Below are 16,839 nucleotides of genomic sequence, written 5' to 3'. Positions count from 1 at the left end.
GTGCGCGAATGGGCCTTCACAGCGGGCCTGACCTACAGCAACACCCCCGTCGCCCGTGGCTACACCTATGACTACACCCAGGTGAATTTCGGCGTGACGCGCGCCTTCTGATCCGCCCAGGATCTTTGCTCCCTTCCGTCGATAGAGGTTGCGGAAAGGCGTTTCGTGTGAAGGGAGGGCAGGTTACCGTGCCAGGGTCCGCATGGCCTGTTCCAGGCCTTCCAGCGTCAGGGGGAACATGCGGTGCTCCATCACCTCGCCGATCAGGCTGACCGAGGGGGTGTAGGACCAGTGGCGTTCGGGCACCGGGTTCAACCAGACCGACTTGTCCCACTGTTCGCGGGCGCGTTTCAGCCAGACGGCGCCGGCTTCCTCGTTCCAGTGTTCGACCGAGCCGCCGGGCATGGTCACTTCATAGGGCGACATGGTCGCGTCGCCGACGAAGATGGCGCGCCAGTCGCCGGGGTATTTGTGGATCAGATTCCAGGTCGGGGTGCGTTCGCTGTGGCGGCGCCGGTTGTCCTTCCACACCCCTTCGTAGAGGCAGTTGTGGAAGTAGAAGAACTCCAGGTTCTTGAACTCGGTCCGCGCGGCGGAGAACAGCTCTTCACATAGCTGGATATGGCCGTCCATCGAGCCGCCGACGTCGAGGAACAGCAGCACCTTGATGGTGTTGCGCCGCTCGGGCCGCATGTGGATGTCCAGCCAGCCCTGACGCGCCGTGCCGTCGATGGTGCCGTCGATGTCCAGTTCCTCCGCCGCGCCCTCGCGGGCGAAGCGGCGCAGGCGGCGTAGGGCCACCTTGATGTTGCGCGTGCCCAGTTCGATCGTGTCGTCCAGATTGCGGTACTCGCGCTTTTCCCAGACCTTGACCGCGCGGCCGTGACGTCCGGGGCCGCCGATGCGGACGCCCTCGGGGTTGTAGCCGCCGTGGCCGAAGGGGCTGGTGCCGCCCGTGCCGATCCAGCGGTTGCCGCCCTGGTGGCGCTCTTTCTGTTCTTCGAGGCGCTGCTTCAGCGTCTCCATCAGCTGCTCGAACCCGCCGAGCGCCTCGATCTGGGCCTTTTCCTCGTCGGTCAGGTATTTTTCTGTCAGCAGCCGCAGCCAGTCCTCGGGGATGTCGGCGGTGATCTCTTCGCCGGGGCCGAGGCCCTCCAGCCCCTTGAACACCTTGCCGAAGACCTGATCGAAACGGTCGTAGTGCTTCTCGTCCTTGATCAGGACGGCGCGCGACAGGTGGTAGAAGGCTTCGACGTCGCGGCCCGCCACGCCCTTGTCCATGGCCTCCATCAGATGGAGCCATTCCTTGAGCGACACAGGCACCTTGGCCTCGCGCAGGGCGGTGAAGAAGGGCAGCAGCATGGGCTTAAGACTGGCCCCGGCCTAGCCGCGCCGCAAGATGAACTCGTCGTCCATCCAGGCGCCGACCGGATACTGATACTCGCCCGCCTTCTCGAAGCCGTAGGCGGCGTACAGCTTCTGCGCCTTCAGATTGCCGCTCCAGACGCCGATCCACAGGGGGCCGTCGGTGTGGGCCTCCATCCAGTCCAGCGAGATCTTCAGCAGTTTCGTGCCGAGGCCCAGGCCCTGCGCCTGCTTGCCGACGTAGAGGCGGCGCAGCTCCGCGTGGCTGGCGCGGCCGTCAGGGTGGGGCAGGGTGTTCGGTCCGGCGTTGGCGAAGGCCAGCAGTTCGCCCTCGCGCTCGGCCACCCACCAGACGGCGCCGGGCTCGGCCAGCTTCTTGGTGATGGCTTCGGCGTTGAAGCTGGCGTCCAGGAACATGGTCAGGTCGGCGGTCGGATAGGGGATGCCGAAGCCGGTGACGAAGGTGTCGATGAAGGTCTGGCGTCCCACCACGGCCAGGGCGGCGGCGTCATCGGGGCGGGCGGGACGGATCACGGGTTCGCTCATGACCGACGCATAGCGCCGCGCGGAGGCCGGGTGAAGGCGCGTCGGGACGCTCCGCGCCCTGTTCATTGCAGCCTCGTCATCTTTGCGTGGTTGCAGGGGCGCGCGGCGGAAGCTACCACCTTTGTCCAAGGTGCGCTGTTCGCGGCGCACGCCAATGCTGGGATCGGGGAGGTAAAGGGACGCCAAGGCCTTGGTTTCACAGGCTGATCCCCGTGCTATGTCTTCTCCTGCACTCATGACTCATTCCGAATCCGCAGTTCAGACGCCGGTTGCGGCCGCCGGCTCCGCCGAGTCGGAGACCGCCTATGGCGCGATCACCCTGGCGCGCCATGGCGAGCCGGCGCTGTCGCGCAAATGCATGATCACCTCGGACCAGTATCGCGACTGGTGGGGGCGTTATGAGATCGGCGGCCTGCGTGCGGGTCAGACGCCGCCCCAGGCCCTATTGAGCACGGCCGAGGGCGCCGGGGCGATCTACGCCTCCACTCGGCCGCGCGCGCAGGAAACCGCCCGCGCCGTCGCGCCGGGCCGCGACGTCCTGGTCGACGCCCTGTTCATCGAGGCCCCCCTGCCGCCGCCGCATTTTCCGGCCTGGATCAAGCTGTCGCCCCGCTACTGGGGCGTGATCTCGCGCATCTGGTGGCACGCCTTCAACCACCACGAGGGCCAGGAGACCCGCGCCGAGGCCGAGGTCCGCGCCGATCAGGCCGCGCGCGTCCTGATCGCCCGCGCCTCGGAAGGCCATGACGTTCTGGTGCTGGCGCACGGCTATTTCAACCACATGGTCGGCCAGCGGTTGAAGGCGCACGGCTGGCGTCTGGCCCACAACCAGGGCTTCAAATACTGGTCCCAGCGCCGTTTCGTGAAGCGCTGACGTCGCGGCGTCAGGAAGGCCGTTGAAGCGGCGCGCCTGCCTCTCTAGGTTGCGCCCATCATGACTGACGCATCCGCTTCCCCCGCCGTGCCCGCCGACCTCAGCTTCGAGGACGCCCTGTCGCGTCTGGAGGGCATCGTTTCGCGCCTGGAATCGGGTCAGGCCCCGCTCGAGGAATCCATCGCCCTGTATGAAGAGGGCGCACGGCTGAAGGCTCACTGCGAGGCGCGGCTGAAGGCCGCCCAACTGCGGGTCGAGAAGATCGTCGTCGGCGCCGACGGCCAGGCCAAGGGCGTCGAACCGGCCGAGTTCGGCTGATGTCCGGTTCCGAAATCGCGCCGCAGATCGGCTTCGACGACTTCATGAAGGTGGATGTTCGCATCGGCCGGATCATCAAGGCCGAGCCGTTCCCAGAGGCCCGCAAGCCCGCCTATAAGCTGACCATCGACTTTGGCGAGGCGATCGGCGTCAAGAAGTCCTCGGCCCAGATCACCCATCACTACACCCTGGACGAGCTGCACGGCCGCAAGGTCGCCGCTGTCGTCAACTTCCCGCCGCGCCAGATTGGGCCGGTGATGTCCGAGGTGCTGACGCTGGGCTTCCCGGACGCGGAAGGGAACGTCGTCCTGGCCGGCGTCGACCGCGACCTGCCGCTGGGCGGGAGGCTGTTTTGACCCTACTCGCCGCCAATTCGCCGGAACAGGCAGTCATCGACCGCGTGGCCGAGATCGCCGATCTGGTCACTGTCGCCCTGGATCAACTGCTGCCGCGCGCCGATGGCCCGGAAGCGCGCCTGACCGAGGCCATGCGCTATGCGGCCCTGGGGCCGGGCAAGCGGCTGCGTCCCTTCTTCGCCATCGAGGCGGGGCGGATGCTGGAGGTCGAGGAGCGCGCGGCCCTGCGCGCCGCCTGCGCCCTGGAATGCGTCCACGCCTATTCCCTGGTGCATGACGACCTGCCGGCGATGGACGACGACGACGTGCGTCGCGGCCGCCCGACCCTGCACATCGCCTATGATGAGGCGACGGCCATTCTGGCGGGCGATGCGCTTCAGACCGCGGCCTTCGACATCATCCTGGACGAGGACACGCACGACGACGCGGCCGTGCGCTGCGAACTGGCGCGGCGTCTGTCCTTCGCCTCGGGCGCGCGCGGCATGGCGGGCGGCCAGATGATCGACCTGATGGGGGTGCGCGACGATCTGGGCGGGGTGGCCCGGATGCAGCGTCTGAAGACCGGCGCCCTGTTCGCCTACGCCTTCGAGATCCCGCTGATCATCGCCGACGCCAACGAAGCCGCCTGGCACGCCCTGACAAGCTTCGCCCACGACATCGGCTTGGCCTATCAGATCGTCGACGATGTTCTGGACGCCGAAGGCTCGGCCGAGGAGATGGGCAAGGCGGCGGGCGGCAAGGACGCGGCCCTGGGCAAGACCAACTTCGTGACCCTGCTGGGCGTCGATGCGGCGCGACAGAGGGTCGCGCATTTGGCCGACCAGGCCCGCTCGCACCTTGACCTGTTCGGTCATGAGGCCGAAATCCTCAAGGCCAGCGTGGACTTTGTGCTTAAGCGCCGGTCCTGATAGGAAACGCGCCCGCCCTCAGCGGGTTACTGTTGACGCTCCGTCGTCTGAAGGCCCCCGATCCCCATGCCCCACACCCCGCTTCTCGACACCGTCAAGTTTCCCGCCAACACGCGGGGCTTCGACATCGCCCAGCTGAAACAGCTGGCGGACGAGGTGCGGGCCGAGACCATCGACGTCGTGTCTGTGACGGGCGGCCATCTGGGCGCGGGTCTGGGCGTGGTCGAACTGACGGTCGCCCTGCACCACGTCTTCGAGACGCCGCAGGACATTCTGATCTGGGACGTCGGCCACCAGTGCTATCCGCACAAGATCCTGACCGGGCGGCGCGACCGTATGCGCACCCTGCGTCAGGGCGGCGGCCTGTCGGGCTTCACCAAGCGGTCGGAGAGCGAATACGACCCGTTCGGCGCGGCTCACGCCTCGACCTCCATCTCGGCGGCGCTGGGCTTCGCCGCCGCGCGGGACGCCAAGGGCGGGAACAACCGGGTCGTGGCCGTCATCGGCGACGGCTCCATGTCTGCGGGCATGGCCTATGAGGCGATGAACAACGCCGCCGAGGCCACCAGCGGCCAGTTGATGGTGGTGCTGAACGACAACGACATGTCGATCGCCCCGCCCGTCGGCGGCATGAGCGCCTATCTGGCCAAACAGGTCTCGGGCGGCGCCTATCAGAACATCCGCAAGGTCGGGAAGAAGTTCGTCGACCACATGCCGCGGCCTTTCCGCGACGCCGCGCGCAAGGCCGAGGAATACGCCCGCGGCATGATCGTGGGCGGCACCCTGTTCGAGGAGTTGGGCTTCTACTACGTCGGGCCGATCGACGGCCACGACATGGAGAATCTGGTCCCCATCCTCAAGAATGCGGCGGCGATCACCGACCGTCCGGTGCTGGTCCACGTCGTTACGCAAAAGGGCAAGGGCTACGCCCCGGCCGAGAGCAGCGCCGACAAGCTGCACGCGGTGGTCAAGTTCGACGTGGTGTCGGGCAAGCAGGCCAAGGCCGTCTCCAACGCCCCCAGCTACACCAAGGTCTTCGGCACCGAGCTGATCAAGCACGCCCAGGCTGACCCGACCATCATGGCCATCACCGCCGCCATGCCGTCCGGCACCGGGCTGGACCTGTTTGGTCAGGCCTTCCCGGACCGCACCTTCGACGTCGGCATCGCCGAGCAGCATGCTGTCACCTTCGCCGCCGGCTTGGCCGCCGATGGGATGAAGCCGGTCTGCGCCCTGTATTCGACCTTCCTGCAGCGCGGTTACGACCAGGTCGTCCACGACGTTGCGATCCAGTCCCTGCCGGTGCGCTTCGCCATGGACCGCGCCGGTCTGGTGGGCGCCGACGGCTCGACCCACGCGGGCTCGTTCGACATCGGCTATATGGGCGCTCTGCCGGGTATGGTGCTGATGGCGGCCTCGGACGAGGCTGAACTGGCGGCGATGATCTCGACCTCGCTGGCCATCGACGACCGCCCCAGCGCCTTCCGCTATCCGCGCGGCGAGGGCGTGGGCGTCGACATCCCCGAACTGGCCGCCCCGCTGGAGATCGGCAAGGGCCGCATCGTCCGCGAAGGCACGTCGGTCGCCATCCTGTCGCTGGGCACCCGCCTGCAGGAATCGCTGAAGGCCGCCGACATGCTGGCCGCCAAGGGCGTCTCGGCCACCGTCGCCGACGCCCGCTTCGCCAAGCCGCTGGACGCCGACCTGATCCTGCGTTTGGCGCGCGAGCATGAGGCGCTCATTACGGTCGAAGAGGGCGCCATGGGCGGCTTCGGCGCCTTCGTGCTTCAGTTGCTGGCCGAGAAGGGCGCCCTGGACGGCGGGCTCAAGATTCGCACCCTGCACCTGCCCGACATCTTCCAGGATCAGGACAAGCCCGAGGTCATGTACGCCCAGGCCGGTCTGAACGCCGAACACATCGCCGCCGCCGCCGTGATGGCGCTGGGCGTCGACGCCAGCCGGGCAGCGCGAGCGTAAACCGATCTTCCTTCTCCCCTTGTGGGAGAAGGTGGCCCGTCAGGGCCGGATGAGGGGTTTCTCCGAAATCCGATGAGGGGTTGCGAGGCCGACGTCTCGCAACCCCTCATCCGTCAGGCTTCGCCTGCCACCTTCTCCCGCAAGGGGAGAAGGACAAGGAACACAATACCCCGATCATGCCCGCCACCAGCGGAGATGCACGGTGTCGCTGAATCACAATCCACCATCCCCCCTCGGCGCCTGTGCTAGACTGCATCCGGGCCGAGAGGGGATTTCAGACGATTCAGACGAATTGGACTCTATTTTTTTCTTCTCTCATCAGAGGAGGGCGAGGGTCACAGCACTCCGATCATGCTGGCCACCAGCGGATGGCGCACGATGTCGCGTTCGGCCAGGCGGACGACGGCGATTTCGGGCACGGCCTCAAGTCTTTCGGCGATGTCCGACAGGCCCGACACGCCGGGCAGCAGGTCCGACTGGTGCGGGTCGCCCGTGACCACCATGGTCGAGTGCCAGCCCAGCCGGGTCAGCAGCATCTTCAGCTGGACGTAGGTGCAGTTCTGCGCCTCATCCACGACGATGAAGGCGTTGTTCAGGGTGCGGCCGCGCATATAGCCGATGGGGGCGATCTCGATCAGGCCCTCGGCCATCAGGGCCTTGACCCGCTTCATCGACAGACGGTCCGACAGGGCGTCGTAGAGCGGCCGCAGGTAGGGGGCCAGCTTGTCCTCCATGTCGCCGGGCAGGAAGCCGATCGATTCCCCGGCCTCGACGGCGGGACGGCTCAGGACGATGCGGCCGACCTTGCCCGCCTCCAGCGCCTCGACCGCCTTGGCGACGGCCAGATAGGTCTTGCCCGTGCCCGCCGGCCCCAGCGCCAGCACCAGATTGGCGTGGTCGACGGCCTCCATCAGTTCGGCCTGACCGTCCGACTTGGGCTTCAGCGTCTTGAGATAGCCCTGGTCCCGCTCGTCGTTCGAGGGCAGGGGCGACCAGCCGCCGACGCGGGCGGGCAATCGCCGCACCTTGGCGTCCTGAATGAATTCGGGCGAATCCAGCACGCCTTCGCGCAGCTGACGCTTGATGGCCGATCGTTTGCTCATGGACGCCTCCAGGGCATGAAAAAAGGCGAGCCTGGCAGGGTCTCGCCTTGGTCGTCGGTGGGGGAGGTGGGGGCCGAAGTCGCGCAGCCGTCCCGAACGGTCGCAGGGTCTTCGCCGCAGCAGGTGCGTCGCCGTCCCCGAACTGGTCGCGAACACGCCAAGCGCATTCTCCAGCGTCTGACCGGACCGGGCTTGATCCGGCTTCGGATCCGGGGGCGAATGGGGCCTGCCGAATCGCATCAACAGTCTGATGCTAACGTGGTTTCTGAAGGGTTAAAGCCTTCATTTTAAGAAGAATAGGCGGTGTGCGGATGAGTGTTTACAGCCTGGGCGACAGCAAGCCTCAGCTTCCGCCGGAGGGCGAATACTGGATCGCGCCGAATGCAACCGTTCTAGGGAACGTGATTCTGCATCCGGGCGCCAGCATCTGGTTCAACGCCGTGCTGCGCGGGGACAACGACCCCATCGTCATCGGGGCGGACACGAATATTCAGGATGGCGGCATCCTGCATACTGACGTCGGCTCGCCCCTGACCATCGGCGCCGGGGTGACGGTGGGGCATAAGGTGATGCTGCACGGCTGCGAGATCGGCGACAACAGCCTGATCGGCATCGGCGCGGTCATTCTGAATGGGGCGCGCATCGGGAAGAACTGTCTGATCGGCGCCAACGCCCTGATCACCGAGGGCAAGGTCATTCCCGACAACAGCCTGGTCATGGGCCAGCCCGGCAAGGTGGTCCGGGAATTGGATGAGGGTCAGATCGAAGGCCTCCGGATGTCGGCGCAGCACTATGTCCAGAACTGGGGGCGCTATGTGACGGGCCTGAAGCCGATCGGCTGAGCCGTCGCACCACAATGGCACGGCTCACAATGGGACAGCCCTGGGGATGGGCGAGGCGGAATGGCGCAAACTCGCCTCAAGGGGGATGAAACCGCCCAATGTCGGACGCTTGAAACGGCCCGGCGCTTGCATCGCCCCTGCTGACGATCAATGCAGGAGTCCGATCCCATGCGGATAGGGATTACGAAAATGCTGGCGGGCGCCGTGGCCTTTGTGGGGCTGATGGCGGTCGCTGACGCCGCTGCGGCGCAGTGCGGGCCTTCGAGCTGCCTGCCGCCTCCGCCGCCCAACCCTCCGATCTTGCCGCCTTCGCCGCCGATCACCCCGCCGGTGACGCCGCCGGGCGGGGGGTGCGGCCCCAGCGGCTGTCTGCCGCCGCGTCCGCCGGTGACGCCGCCTTGCGCCGGGGGCGGTTGCCTGCCGCCTCCGCCCCCTCCGTGCTGCGGCTCGGGCGGCGGCAATGTGAACGTCAACGTGAACGTCAATGCGAACGCCAGCGCCAACGCCTCGGCGCGCGCCTGGGCCGGATCGCGAGCAGGCTCGACGGTCATCGTCGCGGGCGGCGGCGGCGCTTACTTCAACGTCGACCAGCCCTATCCGACCACCATCCAGGGCCTGAACGTCCAGGGCGGGATGCAGTCGGTGCGCGTGCCCTTCACCGCCACGCGCCGCATCGAGAAGCAGGTCGTGCTGCAGGCCGTCTGCATCGACGACCGCAATGTGCCGCACCCCGCGTCCCAGGTGACGCCGGGCCGCGACGTCGCCAACAGCTATGACGGCGAACTGTATCGCTGCCTGGCGGGCACCAAGCTGCAATGGACCATCAGCGACGCCGAAGGCGCGCCGGGCGAGACTGTGGCCTGCAACAAGGGGGACGCCCTGTGGCACGGCGCGGGCGGGCGTCTGGAATGCCGTCCCGAAAAGCAGGCGCGTCAGTGCAACGAACGTTCGCTGCTGCGTCGCTACGGCGCCGGCGTGAAGGTGCTGACCATGATGCGCGAAGAGACCTACACCGAGTATCGCGAGGAAATGGTCGAGGGCGCGGCGTCCACGGGCATGATCATGATGGACGGCGGGGTCGGCGGCCGGGTTTTCTGAACCGGCTGTTCAGCCTGGCGACAGGCGCAGACGCCTAAGGTCCAGGCATCGACTCTCCGTCGATAGGCCTAAACGACTGGGCCCCGTTCCTTGCGGAACGGGGCCCTTTCTTCGTCTAAGGCCGTCTTATTGCGCGGCGCTGGCCGAGACGACCTCGGCCTTCCACGCCGTGTCTGGCTTCAGATACTGACGCGCGGCCACCTGGATGTCGGCGGCGGTGAAGGATTCCAGGTCGCTGATGTGCGTCTGGATCTGCTCCAGGGAGGCGGGCCTGGCGGCCAGATCCTCCAGTTGGCCCAGCCAGTATTCGTTGCCGGCCTGGCTGCGGCGCAGGGACTCGATCACCGGCAGGCGCGCGCGGTTCAGCTCGTCCTCGCTGACCGGCTTGTCGCGCAGGTCGGCGATGATGGCGCCGACGGCGCTGAAGAAGGCGCCGAACTTCTCGGGCGCCGTGTCGGCTGTGATCGAGATGGAGCCATAGCCCTGGAACACGTCGGACGCTGTGGCGCGGACGCTCGGCGAATAGGCCAGGGCCTGCTTCTCGCGGATTTCGTCCAGGACGCGCAGCTTCAGCACCTCGGCCAGGATGGCGGCCCGGCGCGACTCGGTGCGATCGTTGACCGCATCCGTGGTCGGCCAGGCGATATAGGCCAGTCCCTGCTCGGCCGGACCGGCGTGGGTCAGGCGGATCGGCTGGGCCGTCGGCGCCGGGAAGCGGCGCTGATCCGAACCGGCCATCGGCTGAGTGGCCGGAGCGCGGGCGGGGAGGGCGGCGAAGGTTGAGGCGACCGAGGCGACGGCGTCCTCGACCTTCACGTCGCCGACCATGACGATGTCGATCGGGCCGGAGGCCAGGCCTTGAACCACGCCCTGCTTCAGCTCATCCAGGGTGAAGGCCGCGATTTCCTGCGGCGAGGGCATGGATTCGCGCTTATCGCCGCTGGCCAGCAGGCCGCTGGCCTGAAGGCTGAAGGCGCCGCTGGGGGTCGCCATCTGCTGAGCCATGAACTGCGGCAGGACGGCCTTGATCTGCTCGAACGGCGCCGGGCGCAGGCCCGGATCGGTCAGATAGGCGGCCAGCACCTGCATCTGCAGTTGCAGATCGGCCGGGCGAGTGGCGCCCGACAGCTGATAGGCATCGCCGTCGATGGCGAAGCCCGCGCCGTAGATCTTGCCGGTCAGGACGCGGTTCAGCTCGTCCGCCGTCAGCTTGCCCAGACCGCCCGCCGTGAAGACCATGGGGGCCAGCGACTGAGACGTGAAGCGGTCGGTCGGCAGACCCATTTCGCCGATGCCGGTGCGGACCGAGATCAGGATCTGCTGATCCTTGAAGGCCGTCGGCTTGACGGTCAGGCGCACGCCGTTGGGGAAGGTGACGACGGTAGCGCCGACCGCGGCGACTTCGGTGGTCGAGGCTGGCGTGGCGGCGGCGCCGAAGTCGGCGTAGGGCCATTCCAGTTCGACCTGGGCGGCCGGAGCGGTCACGGGGGTGGCGCGGCTGGCTTCCAGCAGGGCGGTGACGGCCGCCTCGCCGCCCTCAATCGGTTCGGGCGTGATGACCAGGGCAAGCGGGCCCTGACCTTCGAATGCGCGCTTGACCTCGGCGCTGACCTGTTCCGCCTTGAGATCCTTCACTGCGGCTTCGAACAGGGCCAGGTCAGTGGCGGGCGCCGAGAACACCTTGTCGTCGTTGGCGGCGCCCAGCAGGGCGTTGGCCAGCGCCGGGGTGCTGCGCGTCGCTGCGGCCTGAACGGCGTTTTCCAGCGCAGTGCGGGTGTTGGCGACTTCGCGATCCAGTTCGACTTGCGAGACGCCGAACTGCACCAGGCGGCGCTGTTCCTGCTCGATGGTCTCCAGCGCGCGCTTGATGCCGCCGGGGTTGAAGGCGGCCGAGACGCTGCTGAGGTCCAGGGTCTTGAATAGAGTTCCCTGGCCGCCGCCGGCGCCGATGAAGGGCGGGTTGTCGGCGCGGGCCAGTTCGCCCAGGCGACGGTTCAGCACGGCCATGCCCAGGTTCTGCAGCAGCGCGTCGCGACGTTGTGCGGCCGTGTCGGGATCAAGGTCGGGGTTGCGGATCCAGTTCAACTGGACCGAGGACTGCACGCCCGGCTCGACCAGGATGCGGGTCTCGGGCTGACGCGGAGCGACCTGTCCCAAATCGGGCTCGGGACCGTCGGCGGCCTTGGGCGTCCAGTCCGAGAAGGTCGCCTTGATCTTGGCTTCCATCTGATCGACGTCGAAGTCGCCGACCGCGATCATGGTGGCGCGCTCGGGGCGGTAATAGGCTTCGTAGAACTCGACGAAGCGCTCGCGCGGGGCGCTGCGGATGATGCTGAGGTCGCCGATCGGCAGACGGTTCGACAGACGCTGGCCGGGCGCCAGCAGGGCGATCTGCGCCTTCAGCGAGCGCAGGGCGGGGGTGTTGCGCAGGCGCTCTTCACCCTCGATCACGCCGCGCTCGGCGTCGATGTCTTCCGCCTTCATCAGGGCTTCGGAGACCTGTTCGCGCATGATCCGCAGCGAGGTGTCGACGGTCTCGTCGTTGGTGCGCGGCAGCTCCAGCGTATAGGCGGTCTGGTCGAAGCTGGTGAAGGCGTTGGTGTCGGCGCCGAAGGCCAGACCCAGACGCTCCAGAATCCGCAGCAGCTCATTCTCGGGCACGTTCGTCGTGCCGTTGAAGGCCATGTGCTCCATGAAGTGAGCGAGGCCCAACTGGTCCTCGTTCTCCATCAGCGAACCGGCCGCGATCCGCAGGCGCAGCGACGCCTGACCGGGCGGGGTGGCGTTCTTCAGGATGGCGTAGCGCATGCCGTTGGGCAGGACGCCGAAGCGCACGGCCGCGTCGGCGGGAATGTCGCTGGTCGACTGGGCCCAGGGCCTGGAAGATTGGGCGTCCTGCGTCGCGACCGCTGACGGCGGGGTCAGGGCGACGGCGGGAAGCGCGGCTCCGCCCATCAGGGCGAGACTGGACGCGGCAAGCAGGAGCAGGCGGCGAGGGGATCGCATTCAGTAGTCTCCGCGACGTGCGAGCGGGCGGCCCCCGGGACTGATTGCGGCCCTGCACGTAAGACAGGCGCGAAGCTTCTTCAGCCTCGCGCCTGTTCACGGTGACAAACGAGCTTGACTACCTCAAGTTACCGAAAGTTAATTTCCCGGATTGGTGACGTAGAAGCTCGCCGTGTTGCCGACGGCGTTGGCGCCCGCGACGACGTTGCGGCCCCAGCCGTTGATGTTGGTCTTCGCCGTCGCCCGCACGTCGCCCATGTTGGTCTGGCTGTTGCGCACGTTCAGGTCGCTGCCGCAGGTCGAGCAGCCGAAGCCGGTGACGGCGTTGCCGGCCGCATTGGCGCCGACGTAGGCGTCGTAACCGTTCTGACCCGTGAAACCGGCGCTGGCGGTGACGCCGCCGGTGTTCATCTGGGTGTTGTCGATGCTGACATAGATGTCGTTGTTGCCCGCATGAACCTCATTGCCCACGGCCTCGGCCGTCGAATGGGCGGCGCCGAAGTCATAGGAGCTGAGCTCGGTGCGCGACAGCACTTCCGCCGCGTTCTGCTGATCCACATCCACGACCAGCGAACCGCCCTGGTTGTAGAAGGCGGCCTGGTTGGAGGCGGCGCGGCTGCGCGCGGCGATGTCCCAGGCGTTGCCCGCCCACACGCCGGTCCAGGCGGTGACGCCTGCGCCCGAGGCGTTCTGGTTGACCGCCAGATTCTGGTGCGAGTTCGGCGTCGAGGTCGCCTGCACGGCGTTGGCCGAAGCCTGGCTGCTGAAGACGGCCGGCGCCGGGGCGTAGGTGAAGCGGGCTTCGTTTTCGGCGTAGATTTCGCCGGTCGAGTTCTGATCGGTGCGCCCCGTGACGGCGCCGCGCTGTTCGCCCGTGCCGCTTGCGCCCAGGGCGATGGTGTTGCCGATGGCGTCGGCCGAGACGTGGCCGCCGTAGTTCAGGCGAGCGCCGGTCTCCACGATCTGGCTGCGCGCGGTGACGTCGCCGTTCAGGTTCTGACCGGCGTCGACATCGATGCCCGTGTTGACCGCGGTCCCGGCCAGATAGTTGCCGCGCGCCTGGGTCACGCTGTTCACATAGCCGGTCTCTCCGCGCAGGGTCAGGGAGGTGTCCGCCACGGCGGCGCCCTGCATGTCCTGGGTCGAGCGGACGTCGGCGGCGCGGCCGTCGGCGCCGCCGGACAGGGCGTTGCCCATGGCGGTGTTCGACACGGCGACGTTGTCGCTGACGTTGACGACGTTCAGGCGTTGACCGCTGATGACGTCGCCCAGGTTGAGCTGTTCATTCAGGACCAGCCCGCGGTCCTGAGCGGAAGCCTCAGCGGCCGCCGCCACGCACAGCGCTGTCGCGGCGATCGTGCCAGCGAGACGGGTCGGCGCGAGTTTGGCCATTGTTCGTGTCCGTGTTTGCGTAAGCAGGATAGTAGCCGCCGGTGGCGCCGACCGGGCTGTCGCCCAGCGGGTCGTTGGCGGGGTTGAGGCAGATTTCCGGGCCGGGGGCGCCGTACAGATTGGCCATGAATTCGACCGTGGCGCGTTCGACCAGGGCGCGGACCGCCAGCTGGACCGGCTCCAGGCCGCTGGTGCCGGCCGAGATGTCGAAGACGTTGCCGTTCAGGAAGTCGAAGACGCCCGCCGACACTTCACGGCCGACGATCTGCTTCTGATAGGAGACGACGTCCACGACCTCGAGGGTGGTGGTCTGCACCAGGCGCAGGTCGATCGCGACGTTCATCACGAACACCTTGCCGGTCAGCAGGCCCGAGCCGCCGTTCTGGCCCACTTCGCCGCCGGCGATGTCGAAGCCGCCCGAGCGGATGTTGTAGTTCACCTCGGTGATGCCGCCGACCACATAGAAGTCCGAGCCCGGCACCTGACCGGCCAGGATGCGGCGGAAGGCGGCGTCCTGGGGGGCGCCGTTCGGCACGTCGTCGCCGATCAGCTTGTTGTTGGCGTAGCGCAGCTCAAGCTCGGACACCGAGGTGTCGTAGCGCTCGACGATGCGGGCGCCGGCCTTCGCCAGGGCGGTGTTGGCCATCAGGGACGCGCCCTGGGTGATCTGGCGGCCGCCGTCCGAGGAGATGGAGCCGGTGTAGTCGCTGATCCGGCCCACCGCCATGCGCGGCGAGGGCAGGTTGTAGCGGCGCGCATAGTCGGCCAGGCAGTAGAGCGCGGTCGAATAGGGCGTCGGGTTCGACGTGACCGGCGCATTGCCGATCGGCTTGGCGTACTGGCCCGAGGGACCGGCCGAGGTGGCGCAGCCGCTCAGCAGAGCAGCAGCGGCGGCGACGCAGCCGAAGGCGCGCACGGGCGAGCGACGGATGGCGGAGATGTTCATGGACGGGGCCCGTTCAGGGTGGCGCCGGCGTTGATGGCGCCGTTGTTGGTCTGGTTGGAGTTGACGACGACCGTGTTGCGGTTGCCCTGGACGACCACATTCAGGTTGTTGCCGATGGCGGTGGAGCCGCCGATGTTGGTTCCGCCGCCCGAGCCGACGCCGCCGTTGAGGTAGCTCGACGAGGCGTTGCTGTCGCTGCGCGAATAGGCGCTGCCGTTCTGCTGAATGATGCCGTCGACGACCAGGCGATTGCCGTTGGCGTCGCGGGTCGTGCCGCGGCTGGCCTGGGCCGTAGTGTAGCGCGAGGCGCCGTAGCCGGCCTGGAACTGGCCCGCTCCAGCCGAGCCGGTCGACTGCGCGGCGGCCGAGCCGGCGGGCAGGACCGCCAGGACGGCGGCGGCCGCTACGGTCATGAGTGTCAGGCTATGAGACGACATAAGGCGCTCCCGAGAACTTCTGGAACGGCTCACGCAATGACCGTGCCATACCGTTTCAGTGTCGTATTGGCGCAAAACGGCGTCTTGAGATCGGATGCGACTGGCCCCATCAAGGGCGAATGTCCCAATCTGACGCCCGTTCGCCGCGGCCGCCGCGCGAAAAGATCTTCAACGCGCCCTTCCTGCCTCTGCTGATCGCAGCTTCCATGCCGGTGCTCTTCTATCTGCAGGAACGGCTTCCCGATCAGGGACTCTCCATGGCCTTCGTCCCGGCGGAGCTGTGGCGCGGACAATGGGCGGGCCTGTTCACCTCCATGCTGCTGCACGGCGGTTGGGCCCATGTGACGATGAACGCCGTGGGCGCTCTGGCCTTCGGCGCGCCGGTCGGGCGGCTGATGGAGCGCGGGCCGGGGCCGCTGGTCTTCATTCTCTTCTATATAGCGGCGGGCGCCGTGGCGGCGCTGGGCTATGGCCTAGTGCATCCGAACAGCATGGCGCCGCTGGTCGGAGCTTCGGGCGCGGTTTTCGGCCTGATCGGCGCCGCGACCCGGTTGATGGGCGGGCATGGGCGAGTCCTGCCGCTGTTTCATCCGATGGTTCTGAAAGCGTCCGCTGCATGGATGGCGGTGAATCTCATTGTGGGCCTGATCGGCCTGGCGCCGGGCGCGGACGGGGCCCGCATCGCCTGGGAAGCGCACGCCGTCGGCTTCCTGTTCGGCATCCTCGCCATCGGCCCCATCGGCGGCTGGTTCGCCGCGCGCCGTGATTTGCCTATCGGCGGCGTCTGAGCGAACCTGTCCGCCTTGCGGCCGGTCCGCGACACGCGCGGACGACGGCCTGCCCATAAGGAGGAAGTCGCCATGCTGGTCGCCGAGATTCTCAAGGGCAAGGGAGACGCCGTCTTCACCCTGGCGCCGGACGCCTCTCTGAATGACGCCTGCGCCGAACTGGAGCGACGCCAGGTCGGGGCGTTGATCGTCTGTCAGGACGCAGGCGTGGTCGGCGTCCTGTCCGAGCGCGACATCGTTCGCGCCATCTCCCGCGACGGCCCCGAGGCGCTGAAGCGTCCCGTCTCCGATTATATGACGAGCGAAGTGGTCTTCGCCGATCCCGCCGAAACGGTCGAGGCGCTGATGGCGCGCATGACCGATCGCCGAATCCGCCATCTGCCCGTATTGCTGGACAAGCGGCTGGCCGGCGTCGTCTCGATCGGCGACGTAGTCAAATGCCAGATCGCCCAGGCCACGCAGGAAGCTGAGAGCCTGCGCACCTATATAGCGGCGGGGTAGGGCGGCCCCGTCCTGTGCATAAGCGCCCGTTCTGTGGATAGATCGGGAAAGCCGCTTTTGCCGCTTGCCAGTTCGAAGAGCGCCTCGTATATCGCCGCCTCGCTCGGAGACGGGCTGGCCCAGCGGGCTTCGGAGACTTGGTTTTCGGGGTTTTGTTCGGGGTGAGGGCTTGAAAAAGCGTCTTGCTTCGGATGGTTGGATCGGTTAGGTTCCGCGCTTCAATCGAATCGCTGGATTGAGTTGAGGGATAGCCTCTCGGTTTTCCCGGCGTTTTGCTGCGGCCTTCGAAGCTTCGGTTTCGGAAAAAGCAGAAAGGCTGAAAAGCCCGGTTGACAAGGAGATCGGCTCTCACTAGATAGCCGCCTCCGCCGCTCCTTCCGGA

16 protein-coding genes are annotated in these 16,839 nt (G+C 67.3%); 9 read left to right on the top strand and 7 right to left on the bottom strand.

Going from position 1 to position 16,839, the window contains the following annotated elements:
- Positions 1-183: 183 nt before the first annotated feature.
- Both ACU5AP_RS14820 and ACU5AP_RS14815 read right to left on the bottom strand, forming a co-directional pair.
- Positions 184-1,362, bottom strand: coding sequence for a vWA domain-containing protein (locus tag ACU5AP_RS14820; RefSeq protein ID WP_446681431.1), 1,179 nt, complete (start codon positions 1,360-1,362; stop codon positions 184-186).
- A 21-nt stretch (positions 1,363-1,383) separates the two neighbouring features.
- A complete protein-coding gene (locus ACU5AP_RS14815; RefSeq protein ID WP_446681430.1) occupies positions 1,384-1,911 on the bottom strand; it encodes an N-acetyltransferase family protein in 528 nt (175 codons plus the stop codon).
- 235 nt (positions 1,912-2,146) lie between these two features.
- Between ACU5AP_RS14815 and ACU5AP_RS14810 the strand changes: the two genes are divergently transcribed.
- From ACU5AP_RS14810 to dxs, 5 genes are all read left to right on the top strand, one after another.
- On the top strand, positions 2,147-2,785 hold the full coding sequence (locus tag ACU5AP_RS14810; RefSeq protein WP_003163512.1) for a histidine phosphatase family protein: 639 nt from the start codon (positions 2,147-2,149) through the stop codon (positions 2,783-2,785).
- 60 nt (positions 2,786-2,845) lie between these two features.
- Positions 2,846-3,103 (top strand): exodeoxyribonuclease VII small subunit, encoded by a 258-nt coding sequence (locus ACU5AP_RS14805; protein WP_040344421.1) that lies wholly within the window; start codon positions 2,846-2,848, stop codon positions 3,101-3,103.
- Positions 3,103-3,459, top strand: coding sequence for a tRNA-binding protein (locus ACU5AP_RS14800; protein WP_341023788.1), 357 nt, complete (start codon positions 3,103-3,105; stop codon positions 3,457-3,459). The genes ACU5AP_RS14805 and ACU5AP_RS14800 overlap by 1 nt, the downstream gene beginning before the upstream one ends.
- 35 nt (positions 3,460-3,494) lie before the next feature.
- Positions 3,495-4,367, top strand: a complete 873-nt coding sequence (locus ACU5AP_RS14795; RefSeq protein WP_088412106.1) for a polyprenyl synthetase family protein — start codon at positions 3,495-3,497, stop codon at positions 4,365-4,367.
- A gap of 66 nt (positions 4,368-4,433) precedes the next feature.
- Positions 4,434-6,344 (top strand): 1-deoxy-D-xylulose-5-phosphate synthase, encoded by a 1,911-nt coding sequence (dxs, locus tag ACU5AP_RS14790; protein ID WP_446681429.1) that lies wholly within the window; start codon positions 4,434-4,436, stop codon positions 6,342-6,344.
- A gap of 335 nt (positions 6,345-6,679) precedes the next feature.
- Here dxs and ACU5AP_RS14785 read toward each other — a convergent pair whose 3' ends face one another.
- Positions 6,680-7,459: a PhoH family protein gene (locus ACU5AP_RS14785; protein ID WP_346520543.1), complete on the bottom strand. Its 780-nt coding sequence runs from the start codon at positions 7,457-7,459 to the stop codon at positions 6,680-6,682.
- Positions 7,460-7,758: 299 nt separating this feature from the next.
- On the opposite strand from ACU5AP_RS14785, the gene ACU5AP_RS14780 reads away from it, so the two are divergent.
- Both ACU5AP_RS14780 and ACU5AP_RS14775 read left to right on the top strand, forming a co-directional pair.
- Complete coding sequence (locus tag ACU5AP_RS14780; protein WP_446681428.1) at positions 7,759-8,289, top strand: gamma carbonic anhydrase family protein; 531 nt, start codon at positions 7,759-7,761, stop codon at positions 8,287-8,289.
- A gap of 168 nt (positions 8,290-8,457) precedes the next feature.
- Positions 8,458-9,387 carry a hypothetical protein gene (locus tag ACU5AP_RS14775; protein WP_223850948.1) on the top strand — a complete coding sequence of 310 codons (930 nt, stop codon included), beginning with the start codon at positions 8,458-8,460 and terminating at the stop codon, positions 9,385-9,387.
- 126 nt (positions 9,388-9,513) lie between these two features.
- Here ACU5AP_RS14775 and ACU5AP_RS14770 read toward each other — a convergent pair whose 3' ends face one another.
- The 4 genes from ACU5AP_RS14770 to hfaA form a co-directional block, all read right to left on the bottom strand.
- Positions 9,514-12,393, bottom strand: a complete 2,880-nt coding sequence (locus ACU5AP_RS14770; protein WP_446681427.1) for a M16 family metallopeptidase — start codon at positions 12,391-12,393, stop codon at positions 9,514-9,516.
- 138 nt (positions 12,394-12,531) lie between these two features.
- Complete coding sequence (hfaD, locus tag ACU5AP_RS14765) at positions 12,532-13,785, bottom strand: holdfast anchor protein HfaD (protein ID WP_446681426.1); 1,254 nt, start codon at positions 13,783-13,785, stop codon at positions 12,532-12,534.
- On the bottom strand, positions 13,712-14,731 hold the full coding sequence (hfaB, locus tag ACU5AP_RS14760; protein WP_313415551.1) for a holdfast anchoring protein HfaB: 1,020 nt from the start codon (positions 14,729-14,731) through the stop codon (positions 13,712-13,714). The genes hfaD and hfaB overlap by 74 nt, the downstream gene beginning before the upstream one ends.
- Positions 14,728-15,144 (bottom strand): holdfast anchoring protein HfaA, encoded by a 417-nt coding sequence (gene hfaA, locus ACU5AP_RS14755; protein WP_138141739.1) that lies wholly within the window; start codon positions 15,142-15,144, stop codon positions 14,728-14,730. The genes hfaB and hfaA overlap by 4 nt, the downstream gene beginning before the upstream one ends.
- Before the next feature lie 143 nt (positions 15,145-15,287).
- Here hfaA and ACU5AP_RS14750 point away from each other — a divergent pair, with 143 nt between their 5' ends.
- Positions 15,288-15,956 (top strand): rhomboid family intramembrane serine protease, encoded by a 669-nt coding sequence (locus ACU5AP_RS14750; protein WP_128719684.1) that lies wholly within the window; start codon positions 15,288-15,290, stop codon positions 15,954-15,956.
- A 72-nt stretch (positions 15,957-16,028) separates the two neighbouring features.
- Entirely contained in the window at positions 16,029-16,457 is a 429-nt protein-coding gene (locus ACU5AP_RS14745; protein ID WP_446681425.1) for a CBS domain-containing protein, read from the top strand.
- The last annotated feature ends 382 nt before the right edge of the window (positions 16,458-16,839 follow it).

Source organism: Brevundimonas sp. RM1, from assembly GCF_052907225.1.
The sequence above is the reverse complement of the archived record's forward strand: the minus strand, read 5'-3'. Positions and strand labels throughout refer to the sequence as shown.

Coding starts and splice junctions, on each gene's coding strand:
- ACU5AP_RS14820 (WP_446681431.1), bottom strand. CDS start 1,362: ATGCTGCTGCCCTTCTTCACCGCCCTGCGCGAGGCCAAGGTGCCTGTG.
- ACU5AP_RS14815 (WP_446681430.1), bottom strand. CDS start 1,911: ATGAGCGAACCCGTGATCCGTCCCGCCCGCCCCGATGACGCCGCCGCC.
- ACU5AP_RS14810 (WP_003163512.1), top strand. CDS start 2,147: ATGACTCATTCCGAATCCGCAGTTCAGACGCCGGTTGCGGCCGCCGGC.
- ACU5AP_RS14805 (WP_040344421.1), top strand. CDS start 2,846: ATGACTGACGCATCCGCTTCCCCCGCCGTGCCCGCCGACCTCAGCTTC.
- ACU5AP_RS14800 (WP_341023788.1), top strand. CDS start 3,103: ATGTCCGGTTCCGAAATCGCGCCGCAGATCGGCTTCGACGACTTCATG.
- dxs (WP_446681429.1), top strand. CDS start 4,434: ATGCCCCACACCCCGCTTCTCGACACCGTCAAGTTTCCCGCCAACACG.
- ACU5AP_RS14780 (WP_446681428.1), top strand. CDS start 7,759: ATGAGTGTTTACAGCCTGGGCGACAGCAAGCCTCAGCTTCCGCCGGAG.
- ACU5AP_RS14775 (WP_223850948.1), top strand. CDS start 8,458: ATGCGGATAGGGATTACGAAAATGCTGGCGGGCGCCGTGGCCTTTGTG.
- ACU5AP_RS14770 (WP_446681427.1), bottom strand. CDS start 12,393: ATGCGATCCCCTCGCCGCCTGCTCCTGCTTGCCGCGTCCAGTCTCGCC.
- hfaD (WP_446681426.1), bottom strand. CDS start 13,785: ATGGCCAAACTCGCGCCGACCCGTCTCGCTGGCACGATCGCCGCGACA.
- hfaB (WP_313415551.1), bottom strand. CDS start 14,731: ATGAACATCTCCGCCATCCGTCGCTCGCCCGTGCGCGCCTTCGGCTGC.
- hfaA (WP_138141739.1), bottom strand. CDS start 15,144: ATGACCGTAGCGGCCGCCGCCGTCCTGGCGGTCCTGCCCGCCGGCTCG.
- ACU5AP_RS14750 (WP_128719684.1), top strand. CDS start 15,288: ATGTCCCAATCTGACGCCCGTTCGCCGCGGCCGCCGCGCGAAAAGATC.
- ACU5AP_RS14745 (WP_446681425.1), top strand. CDS start 16,029: ATGCTGGTCGCCGAGATTCTCAAGGGCAAGGGAGACGCCGTCTTCACC.